General features: G+C 67.7%; 17 protein-coding genes. 10 read left to right on the top strand and 7 right to left on the bottom strand.

Annotated features, from left to right (window positions below; genetic code table 11):
- The first annotated feature begins 37 nt into the window (after positions 1 to 37).
- From ACLF6J_RS03690 to ACLF6J_RS03680, 3 genes are all read left to right on the top strand, one after another.
- Positions 38 to 1,279, top strand: a complete 1,242-nt coding sequence (locus tag ACLF6J_RS03690) for a PrsW family intramembrane metalloprotease (protein ID WP_134353566.1) — start codon at positions 38 to 40, stop codon at positions 1,277 to 1,279.
- Between the two features lie 211 nt (positions 1,280 to 1,490).
- Positions 1,491 to 1,856 (top strand): FKBP-type peptidyl-prolyl cis-trans isomerase, encoded by a 366-nt coding sequence (locus ACLF6J_RS03685; protein WP_047519341.1) that lies wholly within the window; start codon positions 1,491 to 1,493, stop codon positions 1,854 to 1,856.
- 181 nt (positions 1,857 to 2,037) lie between these two features.
- Positions 2,038 to 2,592: a YceI family protein gene (locus ACLF6J_RS03680; RefSeq protein WP_047519339.1), complete on the top strand. Its 555-nt coding sequence runs from the start codon at positions 2,038 to 2,040 to the stop codon at positions 2,590 to 2,592.
- 34 nt (positions 2,593 to 2,626) lie between these two features.
- On the opposite strand, the gene ACLF6J_RS03675 is transcribed toward ACLF6J_RS03680, so the two are convergent.
- Entirely contained in the window at positions 2,627 to 3,919 is a 1,293-nt protein-coding gene (locus tag ACLF6J_RS03675) for an MFS transporter (RefSeq protein WP_134353567.1), read from the bottom strand.
- Positions 3,920 to 4,103: 184 nt separating this feature from the next.
- On the opposite strand from ACLF6J_RS03675, the gene rpsO reads away from it, so the two are divergent.
- The gene (gene rpsO / locus ACLF6J_RS03670) at positions 4,104 to 4,373 is read left to right on the top strand and encodes a 30S ribosomal protein S15 (RefSeq protein WP_017203073.1); all 270 of its coding nucleotides are present in this window, start codon (positions 4,104 to 4,106) and stop codon (positions 4,371 to 4,373) included.
- A 128-nt stretch (positions 4,374 to 4,501) separates the two neighbouring features.
- On the opposite strand, the gene ACLF6J_RS03665 is transcribed toward rpsO, so the two are convergent.
- On the bottom strand, positions 4,502 to 5,506 hold the full coding sequence (locus tag ACLF6J_RS03665) for an isopenicillin N synthase family dioxygenase (RefSeq protein ID WP_134353568.1): 1,005 nt from the start codon (positions 5,504 to 5,506) through the stop codon (positions 4,502 to 4,504).
- Positions 5,507 to 5,672: 166 nt separating this feature from the next.
- Here ACLF6J_RS03665 and efeU point away from each other — a divergent pair, with 166 nt between their 5' ends.
- From efeU to efeB, 3 genes are read left to right on the top strand one after another with little or no spacing between them, the layout of a single operon-like run.
- A complete protein-coding gene (gene efeU / locus ACLF6J_RS03660; protein ID WP_134353569.1) occupies positions 5,673 to 6,623 on the top strand; it encodes an iron uptake transporter permease EfeU in 951 nt (316 codons plus the stop codon).
- Positions 6,620 to 7,852, top strand: a complete 1,233-nt coding sequence (gene efeO, locus ACLF6J_RS03655) for an iron uptake system protein EfeO (RefSeq protein WP_134353570.1) — start codon at positions 6,620 to 6,622, stop codon at positions 7,850 to 7,852. The genes efeU and efeO overlap by 4 nt, the downstream gene beginning before the upstream one ends.
- Before the next feature lie 38 nt (positions 7,853 to 7,890).
- Positions 7,891 to 9,195, top strand: a complete 1,305-nt coding sequence (efeB, locus tag ACLF6J_RS03650) for an iron uptake transporter deferrochelatase/peroxidase subunit (RefSeq protein WP_244093647.1) — start codon at positions 7,891 to 7,893, stop codon at positions 9,193 to 9,195.
- A gap of 2 nt (positions 9,196 to 9,197) precedes the next feature.
- Here efeB and ACLF6J_RS03645 read toward each other — a convergent pair whose 3' ends face one another.
- The gene (locus tag ACLF6J_RS03645) at positions 9,198 to 10,076 is read right to left on the bottom strand and encodes a serine hydrolase domain-containing protein (protein WP_134353571.1); all 879 of its coding nucleotides are present in this window, start codon (positions 10,074 to 10,076) and stop codon (positions 9,198 to 9,200) included.
- A 5-nt stretch (positions 10,077 to 10,081) separates the two neighbouring features.
- Complete coding sequence (locus ACLF6J_RS03640; protein WP_134353572.1) at positions 10,082 to 11,221, bottom strand: acyltransferase family protein; 1,140 nt, start codon at positions 11,219 to 11,221, stop codon at positions 10,082 to 10,084.
- Positions 11,222 to 11,332: 111 nt separating this feature from the next.
- Here ACLF6J_RS03640 and ACLF6J_RS03635 point away from each other — a divergent pair, with 111 nt between their 5' ends.
- Together ACLF6J_RS03635 and ACLF6J_RS03630 are read left to right on the top strand one after the other, a co-directional pair.
- A complete protein-coding gene (locus ACLF6J_RS03635) occupies positions 11,333 to 12,559 on the top strand; it encodes an LLM class flavin-dependent oxidoreductase (RefSeq protein WP_134353573.1) in 1,227 nt (408 codons plus the stop codon).
- 1 nt (position 12,560) lies between these two features.
- Positions 12,561 to 13,205 (top strand): FMN reductase, encoded by a 645-nt coding sequence (locus tag ACLF6J_RS03630; RefSeq protein WP_047519327.1) that lies wholly within the window; start codon positions 12,561 to 12,563, stop codon positions 13,203 to 13,205.
- Between the two features lie 33 nt (positions 13,206 to 13,238).
- Here the strand turns inward: ACLF6J_RS03630 and ACLF6J_RS03625 are convergent, their stop codons facing one another.
- Both ACLF6J_RS03625 and ACLF6J_RS03620 read right to left on the bottom strand, forming a co-directional pair.
- The gene (locus ACLF6J_RS03625) at positions 13,239 to 13,934 is read right to left on the bottom strand and encodes a response regulator (protein ID WP_134353574.1); all 696 of its coding nucleotides are present in this window, start codon (positions 13,932 to 13,934) and stop codon (positions 13,239 to 13,241) included.
- Positions 13,931 to 15,217 (bottom strand): ATP-binding protein, encoded by a 1,287-nt coding sequence (locus tag ACLF6J_RS03620; RefSeq protein WP_134353575.1) that lies wholly within the window; start codon positions 15,215 to 15,217, stop codon positions 13,931 to 13,933. The genes ACLF6J_RS03625 and ACLF6J_RS03620 overlap by 4 nt, the downstream gene beginning before the upstream one ends.
- Before the next feature lie 143 nt (positions 15,218 to 15,360).
- On the opposite strand from ACLF6J_RS03620, the gene ACLF6J_RS03615 reads away from it, so the two are divergent.
- Positions 15,361 to 16,800: a cation:dicarboxylate symporter family transporter gene (locus ACLF6J_RS03615; protein ID WP_134353576.1), complete on the top strand. Its 1,440-nt coding sequence runs from the start codon at positions 15,361 to 15,363 to the stop codon at positions 16,798 to 16,800.
- Between the two features lie 58 nt (positions 16,801 to 16,858).
- Here ACLF6J_RS03615 and ACLF6J_RS03610 read toward each other — a convergent pair whose 3' ends face one another.
- Positions 16,859 to 17,035 carry a DUF5302 domain-containing protein gene (locus ACLF6J_RS03610; protein ID WP_165875365.1) on the bottom strand — a complete coding sequence of 59 codons (177 nt, stop codon included), beginning with the start codon at positions 17,033 to 17,035 and terminating at the stop codon, positions 16,859 to 16,861.
- Between the last annotated feature and the right edge of the window lie 28 nt (positions 17,036 to 17,063).

Raw genomic sequence — 17,063 nt, 5'->3', positions numbered from 1 at the left:
CCGAGGCCGTCTCTCTTGTGCCCCTTAGGCTTTGGCTATGAGTTTCGGAGGACCACCCCCGCCGCAGCAGCCGTCGCCCTACACGCCTCCGCCGGCCACGGCAGCGTTTCGGCAGTCGGGCTACGCGTCGGCGCTCGCCCAGCCGACGCCGTACACGCCGCCGGCCCCGGTCGCACCCTCGCCCGCGGAGTCGCTTCCGGCGCTGCCGGTACCGACGCGCAAGGGGCGGACGATCTCGCTGTGGTTGTTCGGCTTCCTGGGCTTCCTGCTCCTGGCTCTGATCGGCTACTTCGGCTGGGTGCTGGGCGCATTCGCCTCGGTGGTCGGCCTGGTCCTCGCGCTGATCCCTCTGACCATCGTGTTCCTCGGTGTGCGCATGATCGACCGCTGGGAGCCCGAACCCAAGCGACTGATCTTCTTCGCGATCGCCTGGGGAGCCGTGGCGGCGGTCGGGCTCACACTTCTCGTCGATGTCGGCCTGACGATCCTGATCGGTCCCACCTCCGAAGCCTTCACCGCGGTGGTGCAGGCACCGATCGTCGAGGAGTTCTGGAAGGGAGTCGGCGTCTTCCTGATCTTCCTTCTGGCCCGCCGGGCCTTCGATGGTCCGGTCGACGGCGTCGTGTACGGGGCGCTCGTGGGAGCCGGTTTCGCGTTCACCGAGAATATCCAGTACTTCGCGATCAGCCTGATCGAGGGCGGTGGCGAGCAGCTGACCGTGACGTTCGCGGTGCGCGCCATCCTCTCGCCCTTCGCGCACGCGATGTTCACCGCCGTCACGGGTTTCACGATCGGCCTCGTGGCGCGTCGACACGGCTCGGCGGGCTCGGCGCTGGGCGCCGGACTGCTGGGAGGGCTCGGGGCCGTGCTGCTGCACGGACTGTGGAACGGCTCAGCGACGTTCGCCGACTTCTTCGGTCTCTACTTCACACTCCAGGTGCCGCTCTTCATCGGCTTCATCCTCGGGATCATCGCGCTGCGCCGCGAGGAGGCGCGCCTCACCCGGGCCCGCCTCGCCGAGTATGCGAGCGCGGGGTGGTTCACCCCGGAAGAGGTCACGATGCTCGCCACGTCGAGCGGTCGCAAGGCTGGCCTCGCCTGGGCACGCGGACTCCGAGGCGACCGGAGGCCACTCATGCGCGAATTCATCAAGGACGCGACGGCACTGGCCGCTGTCCGCCAGCGTGCGATCACCGGGCGCGATCCCCTCGCGGTGGATGACGAGCGCGCCTTGCTGATCCGCACGCGCGCAGCCAGGGCGGCGTTGCTGGCGTACTGAGTCGGGCGCTGACGGACCCCGTGGCAAGACTCAGCGCCCGGTGCTGCGGCGATGCCTGCGAGTCTCCCGGGCGCTGAGTTGATCTGTAAACAGGGTGCACCGGCTCTCGCCGAGTGTCAAGAGGGTTTTGTGTCGACGCCTGGTCTCGCTGTTCGCTGTGAGCAAGTGCGATCGCGTTGACCTCGTCCACGATGCTCGGTTTGATGGAAGCATGACTGATCGCACAAAGCCAGAGTTCGACGCTCCCACCGGTCCCGCTCCTGCGGAACTCGTCATCCGCGACATCATCGAAGGAGACGGCGCGGAGGCCAAGCGCGGCGACACCGTGACCGTCCACTACGCCGGTGTCGAGTACGAGTCCGGTGAAGAGTTCGACTCCTCCTGGGGTCGTGGTGAGACCATCCAGTTCCCTCTCGCCGCGCTCGTCCAGGGGTGGCAGGAAGGAATCCCCGGCATGAAGGTCGGCGGTCGTCGAGAGCTCATCGTCCCTCCGCACCTCGCCTACGGTCCGGCCGGTGGCGGACACTTCCTCTCGGGGAAGACGTTGATCTTCATCATCGATCTGATCGCGGTCTGACCCCGTCGACGTTCCTGCGAGACGCTCCTCTTCGTCTGAAGAGGAGCGTCTCGTGCTGTGCTGGCAAGAGATCTTCATTCGTGGGAATACATTCGAGTGAATGTAAGTTGTCACGAGCGTCGCGTCACTGCGGCCCCTGTCCGACGCCGCAACCGCGGCCGATGTCTCCGAAGGAGAAACCATGACCAGCATCGACATTCCCGGCTACCGTCCCGGCACCTGGGTGCTCGACCCTTCGCACAGCGAGGTGACGTTCAGCGTCCGCCACATGATGATCTCCAAGGTGAGGGGCACGTTCGGCGTCAAGAACGCGACGCTGATCGCTCCCGAGAACCCGCTCGAGGCCAAGGTCGAGGCGACCGTCGACGTGACCTCCGTCGACACGAACGACGAGGGCCGCGACGCGCACCTCCGTTCGGCAGACTTCTTCGACACCGAGAACTTCCCGACCATGGAGTTCGTCTCCACGGGGACCCGCGTCAAGGGTGACGAGCTCGTCGTCGATGGCGACCTCACGATCCGCGGCGTCACCAAGCCGGTCAGCTTCGAGCTCGACTTCGGTGGCTTCGGCACCGACCCGTACGGCAACTACAAGGCGGGTGCCTCTGCGAAGGCCGTGATCAACCGCGAGGACTTCGGCCTCACCTGGAACGCGGCACTCGAGACCGGCGGCGTGCTCGTGGGCAAGGACATCACGATCAACCTGGACCTTCAGGGCGCCCTGCAGCAGGACTGATCGCGCTGCGCGCAGCATCCAGGACCCCGGGCCCTCAGGGCTCGGGGTCTTCTGCGTCGTAGTCGAGGAAACGCCTATTCCGGCGGGAGAGCATCGCGACCAGGGCGATCACCAGGACGCCGCCCAGCAGGGGAGGGAACCAGAGAGTCGTCAGGGTCGCGAGGGTTCCGGCGTAGAGGGCGCCCACCCGTGGTCCGCCGGCGACGACGACCACGAAGAGCCCCTGCAGTCGGCCACGCATGGCGTCCGGGACGGCCGCCTGCATCATCGTGTTGCGGTAGATGGAGCTGACATTGTCCGATGCCCCGGAGAGGGCGAGTGCCGCGCACGCGGCGATGATCAGTCCGACGTTCGGTGCGTCCTCCGACGCGGAACCCGAGAGGGCTCCGATCAGCAGCACCAGACCGAACAGCAGGATCGACGCCCCGTATGCCTCGACCGCCCGCGCGATCCCGCGGCCGTGCCAGCGATATTGGACGACGCGTCCGGAGAAGAGGCTCGAGGCGAAGGTGCCGACGGCGACGGCCGCGGTCAGGATTCCGGTGGTGATGGCGCCGCCACCGAGGAGGACTGTGCCCAGCGCCGGGAAGAGCACGAGGGGCTGACCGAAGGTCATGGCGATGATGTCGATGATGTACTGCATCCGGATGTTGCCGGCCCTGCGGAGGAATCGCCACCCGTCGACGAGGGATGCCAAGCCTGGTCGCACGACATCCCCTTCCGGGCGCAGCACCGGGAGGGTCCACAGCCCGAGGAACATCGAGAGCATGAGCACGACGTCGATCGTGTAGGTCCAGCCGTAGCCGGTGAGCGCCACAAGGAGCCCGGCGAGTGCGGGACCTGCCATCACGGTGAGCCCGAACGCGACGCCGTTCAATGCGGATGCCGCGGCGAGCTGCGTGCGGGGGATGAGCCGAGGGACGATGGCTGTGCGGGTGGCCATCCCGACGGAGTTCGCCGCCGAGTTGATCATGCTCAACGCATAGAGCCACCAGATGGTCTCACTGCCTGTCCAGGTGAGGGCGGCGAGGAGTGCGGTCGAGACGAACGTGATCGTGGCCGCGATCAGCGCCACCCGCCGCCGGTCGAATGCGTCCGCGAGCATCCCGCCGTACAGTCCGGCGAGGATCATCGGCACGAGTCCGGCGACCGCGATCATCGACACCGCGAAGGTGCTCCCGGTCAGTACGAACACGTGCAGCATCACCGTGACGATCGTCAGCTGCCCGCCGATACCGGCCAGGGTCGAACCGATCCACATCCGCGCGAAGGCGGGACTGGTCTTCAGTGGGGTGAGGTCGATCAGATGACCGCGGCGCGCGCTCACCGGTGGATCTTCTTCTGCACCGTTCGAGCCTAGTTGCACCGGGGTGGGCGGTATTCGCCCGTGTCACACGGGGGAGCGCTCGGCTGGTAGACTCTTCAGGTTGCCGTTCGATCGGCCGCGGATAAAGAGAGCCCACGTATCAGGCGTCGGGCGCCGCGCAACAAGCAGAGAGGGGATCGAATCTATGGCACTGGAAGCAGACGTCAAGAAGGCGATCATCGAAGAGTACGCGACGCACCCCGGTGACACCGGATCCCCCGAGGTGCAGGCGGCGATGCTGACGCAGCGCATCAAGGACCTCACCGAGCACCTGAAGGAGCACAAGCACGACCACCACTCGCGTCGTGGCCTCTTCCTGCTCGTGGGTCAGCGCCGTCGTCTGCTCGGCTACCTCCAGAGCGTCGACATCGAGCGCTACCGCTCGCTGATCGCGCGCCTGGGTCTTCGCCGATAAGGCAGATTCCGCCAGCGTTCAATCGCGCAGAACATTCTTGAGAAGGCCGCCCCACGGTGTGGGGCGGCCTTCGTCATGTGTGGCGGGTCACGCAGTCGCGGAGGCAGGCGACAGGTGGGCGCTTCCGCTCAGACCCGCGCGCCGACGAGGTCGGCGTGGTGGATCGCTGCGACGTCCGGGTGGGCGCGCAGGCGCGACTTCAGCGCGTTCTCGCCGTAGAGGGCGTGAATCGGGTTGTCCGGGTCGTCCGTCACCCCGTTCGCCTCCGCCGCGAGTTCCGCAGGGAGCTCGATCAACGGCAGACGCTTGTCGAGCGCGGGGTTGAAGAAGAACGGGATCGAGATGCGGTCGTCCGGTGCCTGCGGCGAGACGACACGATGGTTCGTCGCCTTGAGGTATCCGCCGGTCGCATACTCGAGCAGCTCGCCGATGTTCACGACGAAGGCCCCGGGCACCGGGGGAGCGTCCACCCAGACGCCGTCGCGTTCGACCTGCAGTCCCCCCTTGCCGGGTTCGACCCACAGCAGCGTGAGCACACCGGAGTCCTTGTGCGCCCCGACACCCTGCTGCGGCTCCGGCTCATGGGTGCCCGGGTAGCGCACGATCTTGATGAGGGTCGACGGCTCCCCGAAGTGCTCGTCGAAGTACGTCTCGTCGGCGCCGAGCGCCAGCGCCCAGGCGCGCAACAGTGTGCGCGAGACCTCCGAGAGGGCTTCGTGCCACTCGGTCACGACCTCCTCCAACTCCGGCTGTGCAGCCGGCCAGAGGTTCGGTCCGATCAGGCGGTTGAACGCGGGGCCGTCGTCCAGAGGCTCGCGCTCGGGCCCGATGTCGATCTGCTCACGCCAATCGACCTCGCCCCGGGTGCGCTCGCCGCCGATGCGGGTGTAGCCACGGAAGTGCGGACTGTTCACGTTCTCGATCGCGAGCTTGTCCTCCTCGGGGAGGGCGAAGAAGTCGCGCGCAGCCCGGTGCAGACGTGATTCCAGCTCCGGGGAGATGCCCGTGCCGGTGAGATAGAAGAAGCCGACGTCGTGCGTCGCCGCCCGGAGGCTCTCGCAGAAGCGTGCCGCGGCCTCGGGGCCTTGATCGAGCTGGGACAGGTCGAGGATCGGGAGCGAGAGTTCAGCCATGGACCGAGGGTACGTCGGCGGTCCAGGAGTGAGGGTGACTGTTGCGTCGCGTTACCGCGCACGTTCGTCCAGCCCGACGCATCCTGTTCCGATATCGCGTCGAGGAGATGCTAGAGTCCTGGAGGTAAGGGATGCCTTACCTCAGTCATCGCAAGAGAGTTCTCCCGTGCTCGCCACTTTTCTCATCGGCCTCCGTGAAGGTCTGGAAGCCGCGCTGGTCGTCGGCATCCTCGTCGCGTATCTCCGTCGCCTCGGCCGTCAGGATGCGCTCCCCAAGATGTGGGCCGGAGTGGGACTCGCGATCGCCCTCGCCCTCGGCATCGGCGCCGTGCTCACTTTCGGTGCCTACGAGCTCACGTTCGAGGCGCAGGAGCTGATCGGCGGCGGGCTCTCGCTCCTGGCCGTGGGCATGGTCACGTGGATGATCTTCTGGATGCAGCGCGCCGGACGCACGATGAAGGCGACGCTGGAGGGCGGTCTCGATCGTGCGCTCACCACCGGCGGGCTCTGGGCGCTGGTCGCGATCGGTTTCGTCTCCGTCGCTCGTGAAGGTATCGAGACGACTCTTCTGCTGTGGTCGATGGTGCAGGCCTTCGGCGACGCTCCCTCCGCTCTGCTCGGTGCGCTGCTCGGCCTCGCCGCCGCCGTCATCGTCGGCTGGCTCATCTCCCGCGGAGCCGTGAAGCTCGACCTGCGCCGCTTCTTCGCGTGGACCGGTGGTTTCCTGGTCATCGTCGCGGCCGGCGTGCTCGCTTACGCGCTGATGGATCTGCAGGAGGCGGGTGCCCTCCCCGGGCCGTTCACCGCCGCTGCACCGCTCGACCCCGTGACGGGCGCGGTCGCCGTCGGCGGAGCGGGGTTCCCGTTCGGCTGGGCCTTCGACGTGTCGTCCGTCATCGCGCCGAGTGGTCCGCTGGCCGCGGTGCTGCAGGCCACGGTCGGCTTCATGCCCGCGATGACGTGGGTCCAGGTCATCGCGTGGACCCTCTACATCCTCGTCGTCGGATCACTGTACGTGCGGGGCCTGCGGTCTCCGCGTCCGGTGCGGTCACACGACGCGCCGCAGCCCGAGTCCGGGCCGCCACCGACTTCTCTCACCCAACAAGGAGCAGCATGACCACCTCTCACCGTGTCCTGGGGACCCTGGCGGCCGCGGGAGCCGCAGTGCTCGTCCTGAGCGGGTGCGTTGCGAAGAGCGACGTCGCCGCGGATGCCGCCTTCGCCGTATCCTCGACCGCTACCGACTGCGCCGTGTCGGCGGCCACAGCCAAGAGCGGGACGCTCACCTTCGACGTCAAGAACGACACCGATCAGGTCTCCGAGTTCTACCTCCTGGCCGAAGACGGTCTCCGCATCGTCGGCGAGGTCGAGAACATCGCCCCCGCGGCATCCCGCACCCTCACGGTCGTGGCGCAGCCGGGAGAGTACTTCACGCTCTGCAAGCCGGGCATGATCGGTGACGGAGTCGGCAAGGCCGCCTTCACCGTCACGGGCGATCGGGTGGCTGTCGAAGGACCCGACGCCGAGCAGAAGCAGCAGGCGGTCGACCTCTACGCCGCGTTCGTGAAGGACCAGGTCGGCCAGCTCGTCCCGGCCGTCGAGGACTTCGTCACCGCGTACGAATCCGGCGATGACGCCACCGCACGGGAGCTCTTCCCGCAGACCCGTGCGTTCTACGAGCGCATCGAACCGGTCGCCGAGGCACTGGGCGACCTCGACCCGCGCATCGATTACCGTGAGGTCGACGCCGTCGCCGAGGGGTTGGACTGGACAGGCTTCCACCGCATCGAGAAGGACTTGTGGGTGCCGGCGCAGGACGCCCTGAACGCCGACGGCGAGACGTCGGCCTGGCAGGACTGGGCGCCGTCGACGCCCCAGGAGCGCGCCGACTACGGTGACCTGCTTCTCGCCGACGTCCAGGAGCTGTACGAGTACGTGCACTCGGACGACTTCACGACGGCTCTCGATGACCAGGGCATCGGCGGGATCTCCAACGGCGCCATCGCGTTGCTCGACGAGGTCGCGACGGGAAAGATCTCCGGCGAGGAGGACTGGTGGTCCGGGACCGACCTCTACGACTTCGCGGCGAACGTCGAGGGGTCCAAGATGGCTTTCTCTCTCGTGAAGGACTTCGCCGTCGCGCAGGGCGAAGACGGGAAGGCGCTCGTCGGCGAGATCGAAGCGGGTTACGCGTCCCTCGATGATTCGCTCGCCGCACACGGTTCGCTGACGGACGGGTTCGTCGGATACTCCGCGTTGACGGAAGGCGACAAGCGGGAGTTCACCGATCTGATCAACGCCCTCGCCGAGCCGCTCTCGCAGCTCACCAGCACGGTTCTCGACTGATCAGCCGCGTGCCGAACCGACCGGATACCATCACGGACGTGAACGAACCTGAAGAGGGCGCTGCGCCCGACGAGGCGGCGACGCGCGATGCATCCGCCTCCGGTGGATTGAGCCGACGAGGGCTCCTCGGTCTGGCGATCGGCGGAAGTGTGGCGGGGCTCGCCGTCGGAGCGGGCGCCGGGCTCGCCGGAGGTGTGGCGCTGGGTCGCGCGCGAGCGGCGGAGGGCGCGCACTCGGCGTACGGCTTTTTCGGCGAGCACCAGGCCGGCATCACCACCCCGGTGCAGGATCACCTCCACTTCGCGAGCTTCGACATGATGCCGCGCACGGACCGGGAGGACCTGATCTCGCTGCTGCAGGATTGGTCGTATGCGGCCTCGCGGATGGCACAGGGCCTCGAGGTCAGCGCGACGGGTGCCGTCGGAGGGTCGGCCGAAGCGCCTCCGGACGACACGGGTGAGGCCCTGGGCCTTCCTGCCTCGGGACTCACCCTCACCTTCGGTTTCGGTCCGGGACTGTTCGAGAACGAGGAAGGCGACCGCTACGGCATTGCTGCGCAGCGGCCGGCGGGGCTGGAGCGCCTCCCGGCATTCCTCGGGGACGACCTCGACCCGCAGGCATCCCACGGAGATCTGTGCATCCAGGCATGTGCGGATGATCCGCAGGTGGCGGTGCACGCGATCCGCAACCTCAGCCGCATCGCGTTCGGACGCGCGCGCTTGCGCTGGTCGCAGCTGGGCTTCGGCAAGACGTCACGCACCACGACGACGCAGGCGACGCCGCGCAACCTGTTCGGTTTCAAAGACGGTACGGCGAACATCCTCGCCGATGATGCCGCCGCGCTCAGGGATCATGTCTGGGTCTCGACCCAGGATGAGCCCGCGTGGCTCGCCGACGGTTCGTACCTCGTCGCCCGCAAGATCGCGATGCTGATCGAGACCTGGGACCGGGTGCGCCTGTCCGAGCAGGATGCGATCATCGGGCGGGACAAGGGGGAGGGGGCGCCTCTCTCCGGGGGCGACGAGTTCACCGCGCCCGACTTCCGGAGCACCGCGATCGACGAGAACAGTCACGTGAGCCTCGCGCATCCCGAGCACAACGACGGCGTCCGGATCCTTCGTCGTGGATACAACTACGTCGATGGCAACAACGATCTCGGACGACTCGACGCCGGGCTGTTCTTCCTCTCCTACCAGCGCGATCCGGCGCAGTTCGTCTCCCTGCAGCGCCGACTCTCGACCGATCGGATGAACGAATACATCCGGCACGTCGGTTCAGGGATCTGGGCGGTTCCCGCCGGGGTGAAGCCGGGGTCGTACATCGGAGCCGACCTCTTCGCCTGACCTCAGGGTCGCGGGAGGGCGTCCTCGAGGATCCCGACCACCGAGGCCGCCATCGCGTCGGCACCGGCATGGTCGTTCGCGCTGATCGTCACGACCGCGTCGTCGAGGAAGATCAGGAGCTGACCGTACGCTCCGTGCAGCCGCCACGCGGGGCCGGGGCCGCCCCATCCCGCGAGCCCATAGCGGTCGTATCCGGGGTTCTCGCCGGCGACGACGGCATCCTCATGCATCGCGTCGATCCACTCCGGCGACACCAGCCGTCTGCCTCGCCACTTCCCGCGGTCTCGGATCAGCAGCCCGATGCGCGCCATCTCGCTCGTACGGAGGGGGAGACCGCCGCCGGCTTCGATGCGTCCGTTCGGGCAGCGTGCCCAGGCGACGTCGGTGATGCCGAGCGGAGCGAAGAGCCGCGCATCCAGATACTCGCCCACGTCGCCCACTCGCGCCGCGAGAGCCGTCATCGCGGTGTAGGTGCTCGCGTTGGAGTACTGGAAGACGCGTCCGCGTGATGGGCGTCGGAGGAACTCGCGCGCCAGGTCGGGCCAATCCGTCATCAGGGTCTCCGACCAGGGGAGATCGATCCCGCTCGACATCGTCAGGAGATGGCGCAGCGTCACCTCGTCGACCCCGTCACCGTGCGCGAAGTCGGGAAGAGAGGCGACCACCGGTTCGTCGACGTCGACCAGCCCCTCGTCGGCGGCGAGGGCAGCGCCCAGGACGCAGACGCCCTTCGCGACGGAGTGCACGTCTTCCCGGACGTCGGCGGTCCACCGGTGCTCGGCCTCGGCGTCGCCGATGCGCACGTGCAGTCCGTGTGCGCCGAAGCCGGAGAGCGTGGCGGCCTCCACGATGCTGTCGCGCACGGTGTGCGCCACGCTCATGGCCGTCACGAGGTCGGACGCGGACGCCGCGAGCCGGTGGGATCGTTGCGACGCCCTTCCCGTCGAGTGAGCTCGGGGTCGGCGAAGAGCCACCCCGGGCGCGGTTCGATCAGCGGGCGGAAGACCCAGCGCACCGGCCGGGTCGCGAGCAGAAGTGCGACGAGCACGGAGAGTGCGGTGACCAGAGGCAGCCAGAGCCAGGTGGGTTCGAGGTCTCGGAGGACGCCTGTCTCGCGGAACGGATAGAGCACGAAGGAGTGCAGCAGGTAGACGTACATCGTGTACTGACCGAAGGAGGTCCACCAATACGAAGCGCGGGGGATCAGGAGGAAGAACGCCGCGCACAGCACGACGGCCAGCAGCATCAGGGCGATCCGGATCCCGCCCGCCCACCACTGGTCGCCGCCCAGATCGGAGTAGGCGTCCTCATAGAACAGCCAGTGTCGAAGGTCGATGGCCTGCCAGAGCGGCAGCCAGTTCCAGGCCGCCCACCCCGTTGCGGCGAGGACGGCGACCGCGGCAGCGCGGATCCACCACGGGCGGAAGTCGAGCAACCGCAGTCGATCGACGATGTCATGCTCGCGGAGCCACCAGCCGAGCGCGAAGAACGGCAGGAGTCCGAGCGTGCGGGACAGGGAGAAGGTGCTGTCGACGTTCGGGAGATAGCCCGAGCCGATGGAGATCAGGACGGTCCACAGCAACGGCCAGCGCAGCAGCGCGAGGTAGGGGAGGATCAGGCGGAAGATGCCGAGGGCGAGGAGGAACCAGAGTGTCCAGCTCGGTTTCGTGAAGTTGGGCGATGCCTCGCCTTCCACGGCCCACTTGGTGAGGGTCCAGAGCGTCTCGAAGATCACGTAGGGGAGGATGATGTCCGTGATCACCCGGGCCATCTGCGTCTTGGTGGGGGAGCCGGACTTGGAGAAGTACCCGGAGATGATCGCGAACGCCGGCATGTGGAACGCGTACAGCGCGAGATAGAGGGCGAACGCGATGTCGGAGTCGTAGGTGAGGCGTTGTATCGCGTGTCCGAGGACGACGAGCACGATGCACAAGTACCGTGCGTTGTCCCAGAACGGCACGCGCCGTCTTCGTCGCGGGATCGAACCTGTGGTGGGCCCTGTGAGGTCGGCGCCGGTACTGCTCATCGTCCGAGATTACAGCCCGGGAATAAAGTTGCTGTGAGCGCGTTGACACAGTTACATTCAAGTGAATAGAACCGGATGCGAGTCATCCGGTTCGGAGAACACGGAGCAATCATGAGCGAGCAGTCAGGCGCGCAGGCGATGCAGTTCGGCATCATGTCGGTCAGCGACATCACCCGCGACCCCCTCACCGGCATCACCCCCAGCGAGCAGGAGCGCATCAAGGCGACGACGGCCATCGCCGTCCACGCGGAAGAGGTCGGACTCGACGTCTTCGCCATCGGCGAGCACCACAACCCGCCGTTCTGGTCCTCCAGCCCCACGACCTTCCTGGCGGCACTGGCCGCGCAGACCGAGCGCCTCATCGTCTCCACGTCGACGACGCTCATCACCACGAACGACCCCGTGCGCATCGCCGAGGAGTACGCGATGCTCCAGCACGTGTCCGACGGCCGCATGGACCTCATGCTCGGCCGCGGCAACACCGGACCGGTGTATCCCTGGTTCGGGCAGGACATCCGTCAGGGACTCCCGCTCGCGATCGAGAACTACGCGCTGCTGCACAAGCTGTGGCGTGAGGACGTGGTCGACTGGGAGGGGAAGTTCCGCACTCCGCTGCAGGGCTTCACCTCGACGCCTCGTCCGCTCGACGGCATCCCGCCGTTCGTCTGGCACGGGTCCATCCGCACCCCGGAGATCGCGGAGCAGGCCGCCTACTACGGTGACGGCTTCTTCGCGAACAACATCTTCTGGCCGAAGGAGCACTACCAGCGCCTGATCGAGCTGTACCGGCAGCGCTTCGAGCACTACGGCCACGGGACCAGGGAGCAGGCCATCGTGGGTCTGGGCGGACAGGTGTTCATGGCTGCGAACTCGCAGGAGGCGGTCAACCGGTTCCGTCCATACTTCGACAACGCGCCGGTCTACGGCCACGGGCCGAGCATGGAGGACTTCACCGAGATGACTCCGCTGACCGTCGGCTCCCCGCAACAGGTCATCGACCGCTACGCCGCCATGCGGGAGCACTACGGCGACTACCAGCGACAGCTGTTCCTGATCGATCACGCGGGCCTGCCGCTGAAGACGGTGCTGGAGCAGCTCGACATCCTCGGCTCCGAGGTCGTGCCCGTGCTCCGCAAGGAACTCGCGAACGACCGTCCTGCCGCAGTACCCGACGCGCCGACCCACGCGGCACGCGTCAAGGCCGAGTTCGGCGACGGGCCGACCCGTCAGGCCCGTCCCGGCGCCAACCGCGGCGACAACCTGACCGGCGACTCGCCGTATCAGGACTCTCCTGCCCCCGCCGGCGCGGCATTCGGGCTCGGCCGGAAGGAGGCGTGAGATGACCACGCGTCGTATCGCCGTCGTCTCCGCCGGCTTGTCGAACCCGTCCTCCACGCGGATGCTCGCCGACCGGCTCGCGACCGAGACCGTCAAGGCGCTCGCCGAGCAGGACATCCAGGCGAGTGTCGACGTCATCGAGCTTCGCGACTACGCACACGACATCACCAACAACATGCTCACCGGCTTCGCGCCTCCTGCGCTCGAGACCGCGATCAACACCGTGGTCTCGGCCGACGCTCTCATCGCGGTGACGCCGATCTTCTCGACGAGCTACTCGGGGCTCTTCAAGTCGTTCATCGATGTGCTCGACCCGGATTCCCTCCGGGGCAAGCCCGTGCTGATCGGTGCGAACGCCGGCACCGCGCGACACTCTCTCGCGATCGACTACGCCATCCGGCCGCTGTTCGCCTACCTCCACGCCGATGCCGTCTCGACCGGGGTGTTCGCCGCGTCGAGCGATTGGGGTGGTTCCGGCGACGATGTGGCTCCGCTCGGCAAGCGTGTGGAGCGAGGAGCCAGAGAGCTCGCAGAGGCGATCATCCGTCGGGAGGAGACGACGGTCGAGGACCCGTACGACCCCGCCACGTACCTGGGCGAGGGGCGCTCGTTCGGGCACATGCTGGGCGGGCTGGCCGGCGAGTGAGCCGGATCACGACTCGCCCCTGACGGGTGACGGTCAGGCGGTCGGTCCGGTCCGCCGCTTCCAGTCGTACTCGGTCTCCGGGCGTCCGCGCGTCCCGTAGCGCGCCGCCCGCGTGAGCACGCCCTCCGCCACGAGGTGCTCGAGGTACCGACGCGCGGCGACCCGGGACATCCCGAGCCGTTCGGCGGCCTCCCGTGCCGACAGCGGGCCGGAGGTCCGCAACACGGCGCTGATCTTCTCGAGCGACGCGACGGACAGGCCCTTCGGCACGGCGACCGTGCCCGTGGCGCGGCCGAGGAGGGCGTCGACCTCCGCCTGCGTCGCTTCGCCTGCGGTCGTCGTGGCCTGCTCCCGATGGGCGCGGTACCCGTCCATCCGCTCCTGGAACACGGCGAACGGAAACGGCTTGATCAGGTAGTGGTAGACGCCGAGGGCCGCCATCTGACGGACGGTCTCGGCGTCACGCACCCCGGTGATCGCGATGACGTCGGTGGCTTCCGCCCGAGCACGTAGCATCCGCAGCACATCGATCCCCGACCCGTCCGGCATGGTGATGTCGAGCAGGACGAGGTCGAAGGCCGCGGCGCCGGGCCGATCGAGCACCGCGTTCAAGGCTGCGCGGGCGCTGCTGCACTCTCCGGCGACGATGAACCCGTCGAGGCGGGCCAGGTAGTCGCGGTGGAGTTCGAGCGTGAGGGCATCGTCGTCGACGAGCAGCGTGCGGATCATGGGCGTGACCTCCGCGGCCCGGTCGCTGCGGGCAGGACGACGCGGAACGTCGTCGGCCCGTCACTGATCGAGACCGTGCCGCCGGCTCCGGTGACCACGGACCGCACGAGTGCCAAGCCGACGCCGCGTCCCTGGGCGTCCGCGGGCTTGGTCGAGTAGCCCTGTTCGAAGATCCGGTCCTGCTGGGCTCGCGGGATACCCGGGCCGCTGTCGGAGACCTCGAGCACCACCTCACCTTCCTCCCCGGAGCGCAGGGACACCCGCACCCAGCGATCCTCGGACTCGGCGGCCGCATCCATCGCGTTGTCCACGAGGTTGCCGAGCACCGAGACGGCGTCGACCGGCGAGAGCGGGGTACGCGGAGTCTCCGGCTCGATGTGCACGCGCCAGTCGATGCCACGCTCTTTGGCCTGCGACGCTTTCCCGAGGAGCAGCGCACCGACGGCCGGGTCACCGTGACGCCGCGCCGTGACCTGATCGACGAGAGATTGACTCTGGCGAGACGTCTCGGTCAGGATCTCGATGGCTTCGGCGCTGCGACCCAGCTCGAGCAGGGCGACGGCGGCATGCATCCGGTTCCCGTGTTCATGGGTCTGGGCGCGGAGGGCATCGCCGAGCGTACGGATCGACTCGTACGAAGAGACCGCATCTCGCAGCTGCCCAGGCGGAAGATCTCCCGTGATGCGCCGCGTCGCCCGCCGCGCGATCACGGCCCCGGCCGCGCCGAGTGCGATCAGCCCGGCGGTGATGCCGAGGGTGAGGGGCAGCCGGCGGATCAGGGTGTCGCTGATGGTCTCGGTCGTGACGCCGGCCGAGACCCACCCGATCACCTCTCCGTCTGCGGCGGTCACGGGCACGATCGTCCGCACGGACGGTCCGAGCGTGCCGGTGAAGACCTCTGTGAGGCTGCGGGCGGCGGTGGGGATCGTTCCGAGGTAGCGTTTGCCGATCTGTGCCGGATCGGGGTGCGTGATCCGGATGCCGTCGGGCGTCATGATCGTGATGAAGTCGAGGTCCGCGCGCGCGATCACGTCCAGCGTGTAGGGCTCGAGAACCTCGGTGGCTGCCTCGGCGTCCCTGCCGGCGAGCCCGGCCACGACCACCGGCGAGACCGCCAGAGCCTCTGCGGTGGCAGCCGTGACCCGCTCCGCCTCGGTCCGGAGCGCCCGTTGGGTCTCCACGACGAGGAAACCGGCCACCAGCACGCCGATCACGACGGTCGCGCCGAGCAGCACGAAGAACACGCGAGAGGCGGTGCTGCGCCCGGGGGAGGTGCGCGTCATCGCGTGCCTCCGATCGTCGATGGTCCGTGCCGAGACCAATACGACCACAAATCGTGCTGCGCCGCGAAGTCGGCGACTCTGGGACCCGATCGGCGGCACCGCAGCCGCCACCGGACGACGACGTCGACGATCAAGGAGGACGCATGGCGCTCACGACAGGATTCGCACTCCCGAAGTTCAACTGGCGACGGGGGAAGCACGCGTGGGACAGGCATACGTGGCTCTACGTGTCCGTCCTGATCGCCGTGGTGCTCGGTGCCGTGGTGGGTCTGGTCTGGCCGGAGATCGGCCAGGGGTTCGAAGCTCTCGGCAAGGGCTTCGTCGCGCTGATCAAGATGATGATCGCGCCGATCATCTTCTGCACGATCGTCGTCGGGGTTGGCTCCATCGCCAAGGCCGCGACCGTGGGCAAGATCGGCGGGCTGGCACTGCTCTACTTCATGGTGATGTCGACGTTCGCACTCGCGATCGGACTGCTCGTGGGCAACATCATCCACCCCGGCGCCGGACTGGACATGGCCTCCGCGACCTACGACGCGGCCGACACGGAGGCGAAGACGACGCAGGAGTTCATCCTGGGCATCATCCCGACCACGTTCTTCTCGGCCTTCACCGGTGAGAGTGTGCTGCAGGTGCTGTTCATCGCGCTCCTCGTCGGATTCGCGCTGCAGGGGCTCGGTGAGCGCGGGGCGCCCATCATGGAGGCGGTCAAGCAACTCCAGAAGCTCGTGTTCCGCATTCTCGGGATGATCCTGTGGCTGGCGCCGATCGGGGCGTTCGGTGCGATCGCGGCGGTGGTGGGCAAGACCGGGATCGCAGCGATCTGGAGCCTGGGCATTTTGATGGGTGCGTTCTACATCACCTGCATCCTGTTCATCGTCGTGGTCTTGGGAGCGCTGCTCTGGACGGTGGCTCGGGTGAACATCTTCTCGCTCATGAAGTACCTGGGACGGGAGTACCTCCTGATCGTCGGTACCTCTTCCTCGGAGTCCGCGCTCCCGCGGCTGATCGCGAAGATGGAGTTCGTCGGCGTCTCCAAGCCGGTGGTCGGCATCACGGTTCCGACGGGATACTCGTTCAATCTCGACGGCACGGCGATCTACCTGACCATGGCATCGCTGTTCATCGCGACCGGGATGGGGCAGCCGATGTCGATCGGCGAGCAGATCGGACTGCTGGTGTTCATGATCATCGCGAGCAAGGGCGCAGCCGGGGTCACCGGCGCAGGGCTCGCGACGCTCGCCGGTGGTCTGCAGGCCTATCGTCCCGATCTCGTCGACGGCGTCGGGGTGATCGTCGGCATCGACCGGTTCATGTCCGAGGGTCGCGCCCTCACGAACTTCACCGGCAACGCCGTGGCTACGCTCCTGATCGGCACCTGGACGAAGCAGATCGACCGGGTGCGCGTGCGCCGGGTCCTCGGCGGCGAGCTGCCGTTCGACGAGTCGCTGCTCGATGGGGTGGACGCGCACACGACATCGGGCGGGTCGCAAGGGGCCGATGTCCAGGACCTGCGCGAGGCGGCTCTCACGGAGAGGGCGGCGAAGGAGGAGCGGGCTCGGATGCGGGCCGGAAGCGCCTGACCGAGAGAAAGAGAGAGGGATGCGGGAGTCCGAGGAACGGACTCCCGCATCCGCGCGGTCAACCGCTCTTGCGTCGGAACTCGCGCCGGGTCTGCGGGGCGTGCGCGCTGTGGACGGCGGAATCGCCGTCGAGGTGTGCCTCGCCCTGCCGCTGGTGCGCGTTCTTCTTCTCGAGCGCTTCCTTGAACTTGCGCTTCATCTCCTCAGACGAGGAGGCGCCTTCTTCGGTGCTCATGACCTGAGCCTAGAGCACCCGGTGCAAC

The organism is Microbacterium sp. IO18 (genome assembly GCF_049099505.1).
GTDB lineage: Bacteria > Actinomycetota > Actinomycetes > Actinomycetales > Microbacteriaceae > Microbacterium > Microbacterium aurugineum.
Note: the sequence above shows the minus strand (reverse complement) of the source record. Positions and strands in the feature narration are given on the sequence as shown.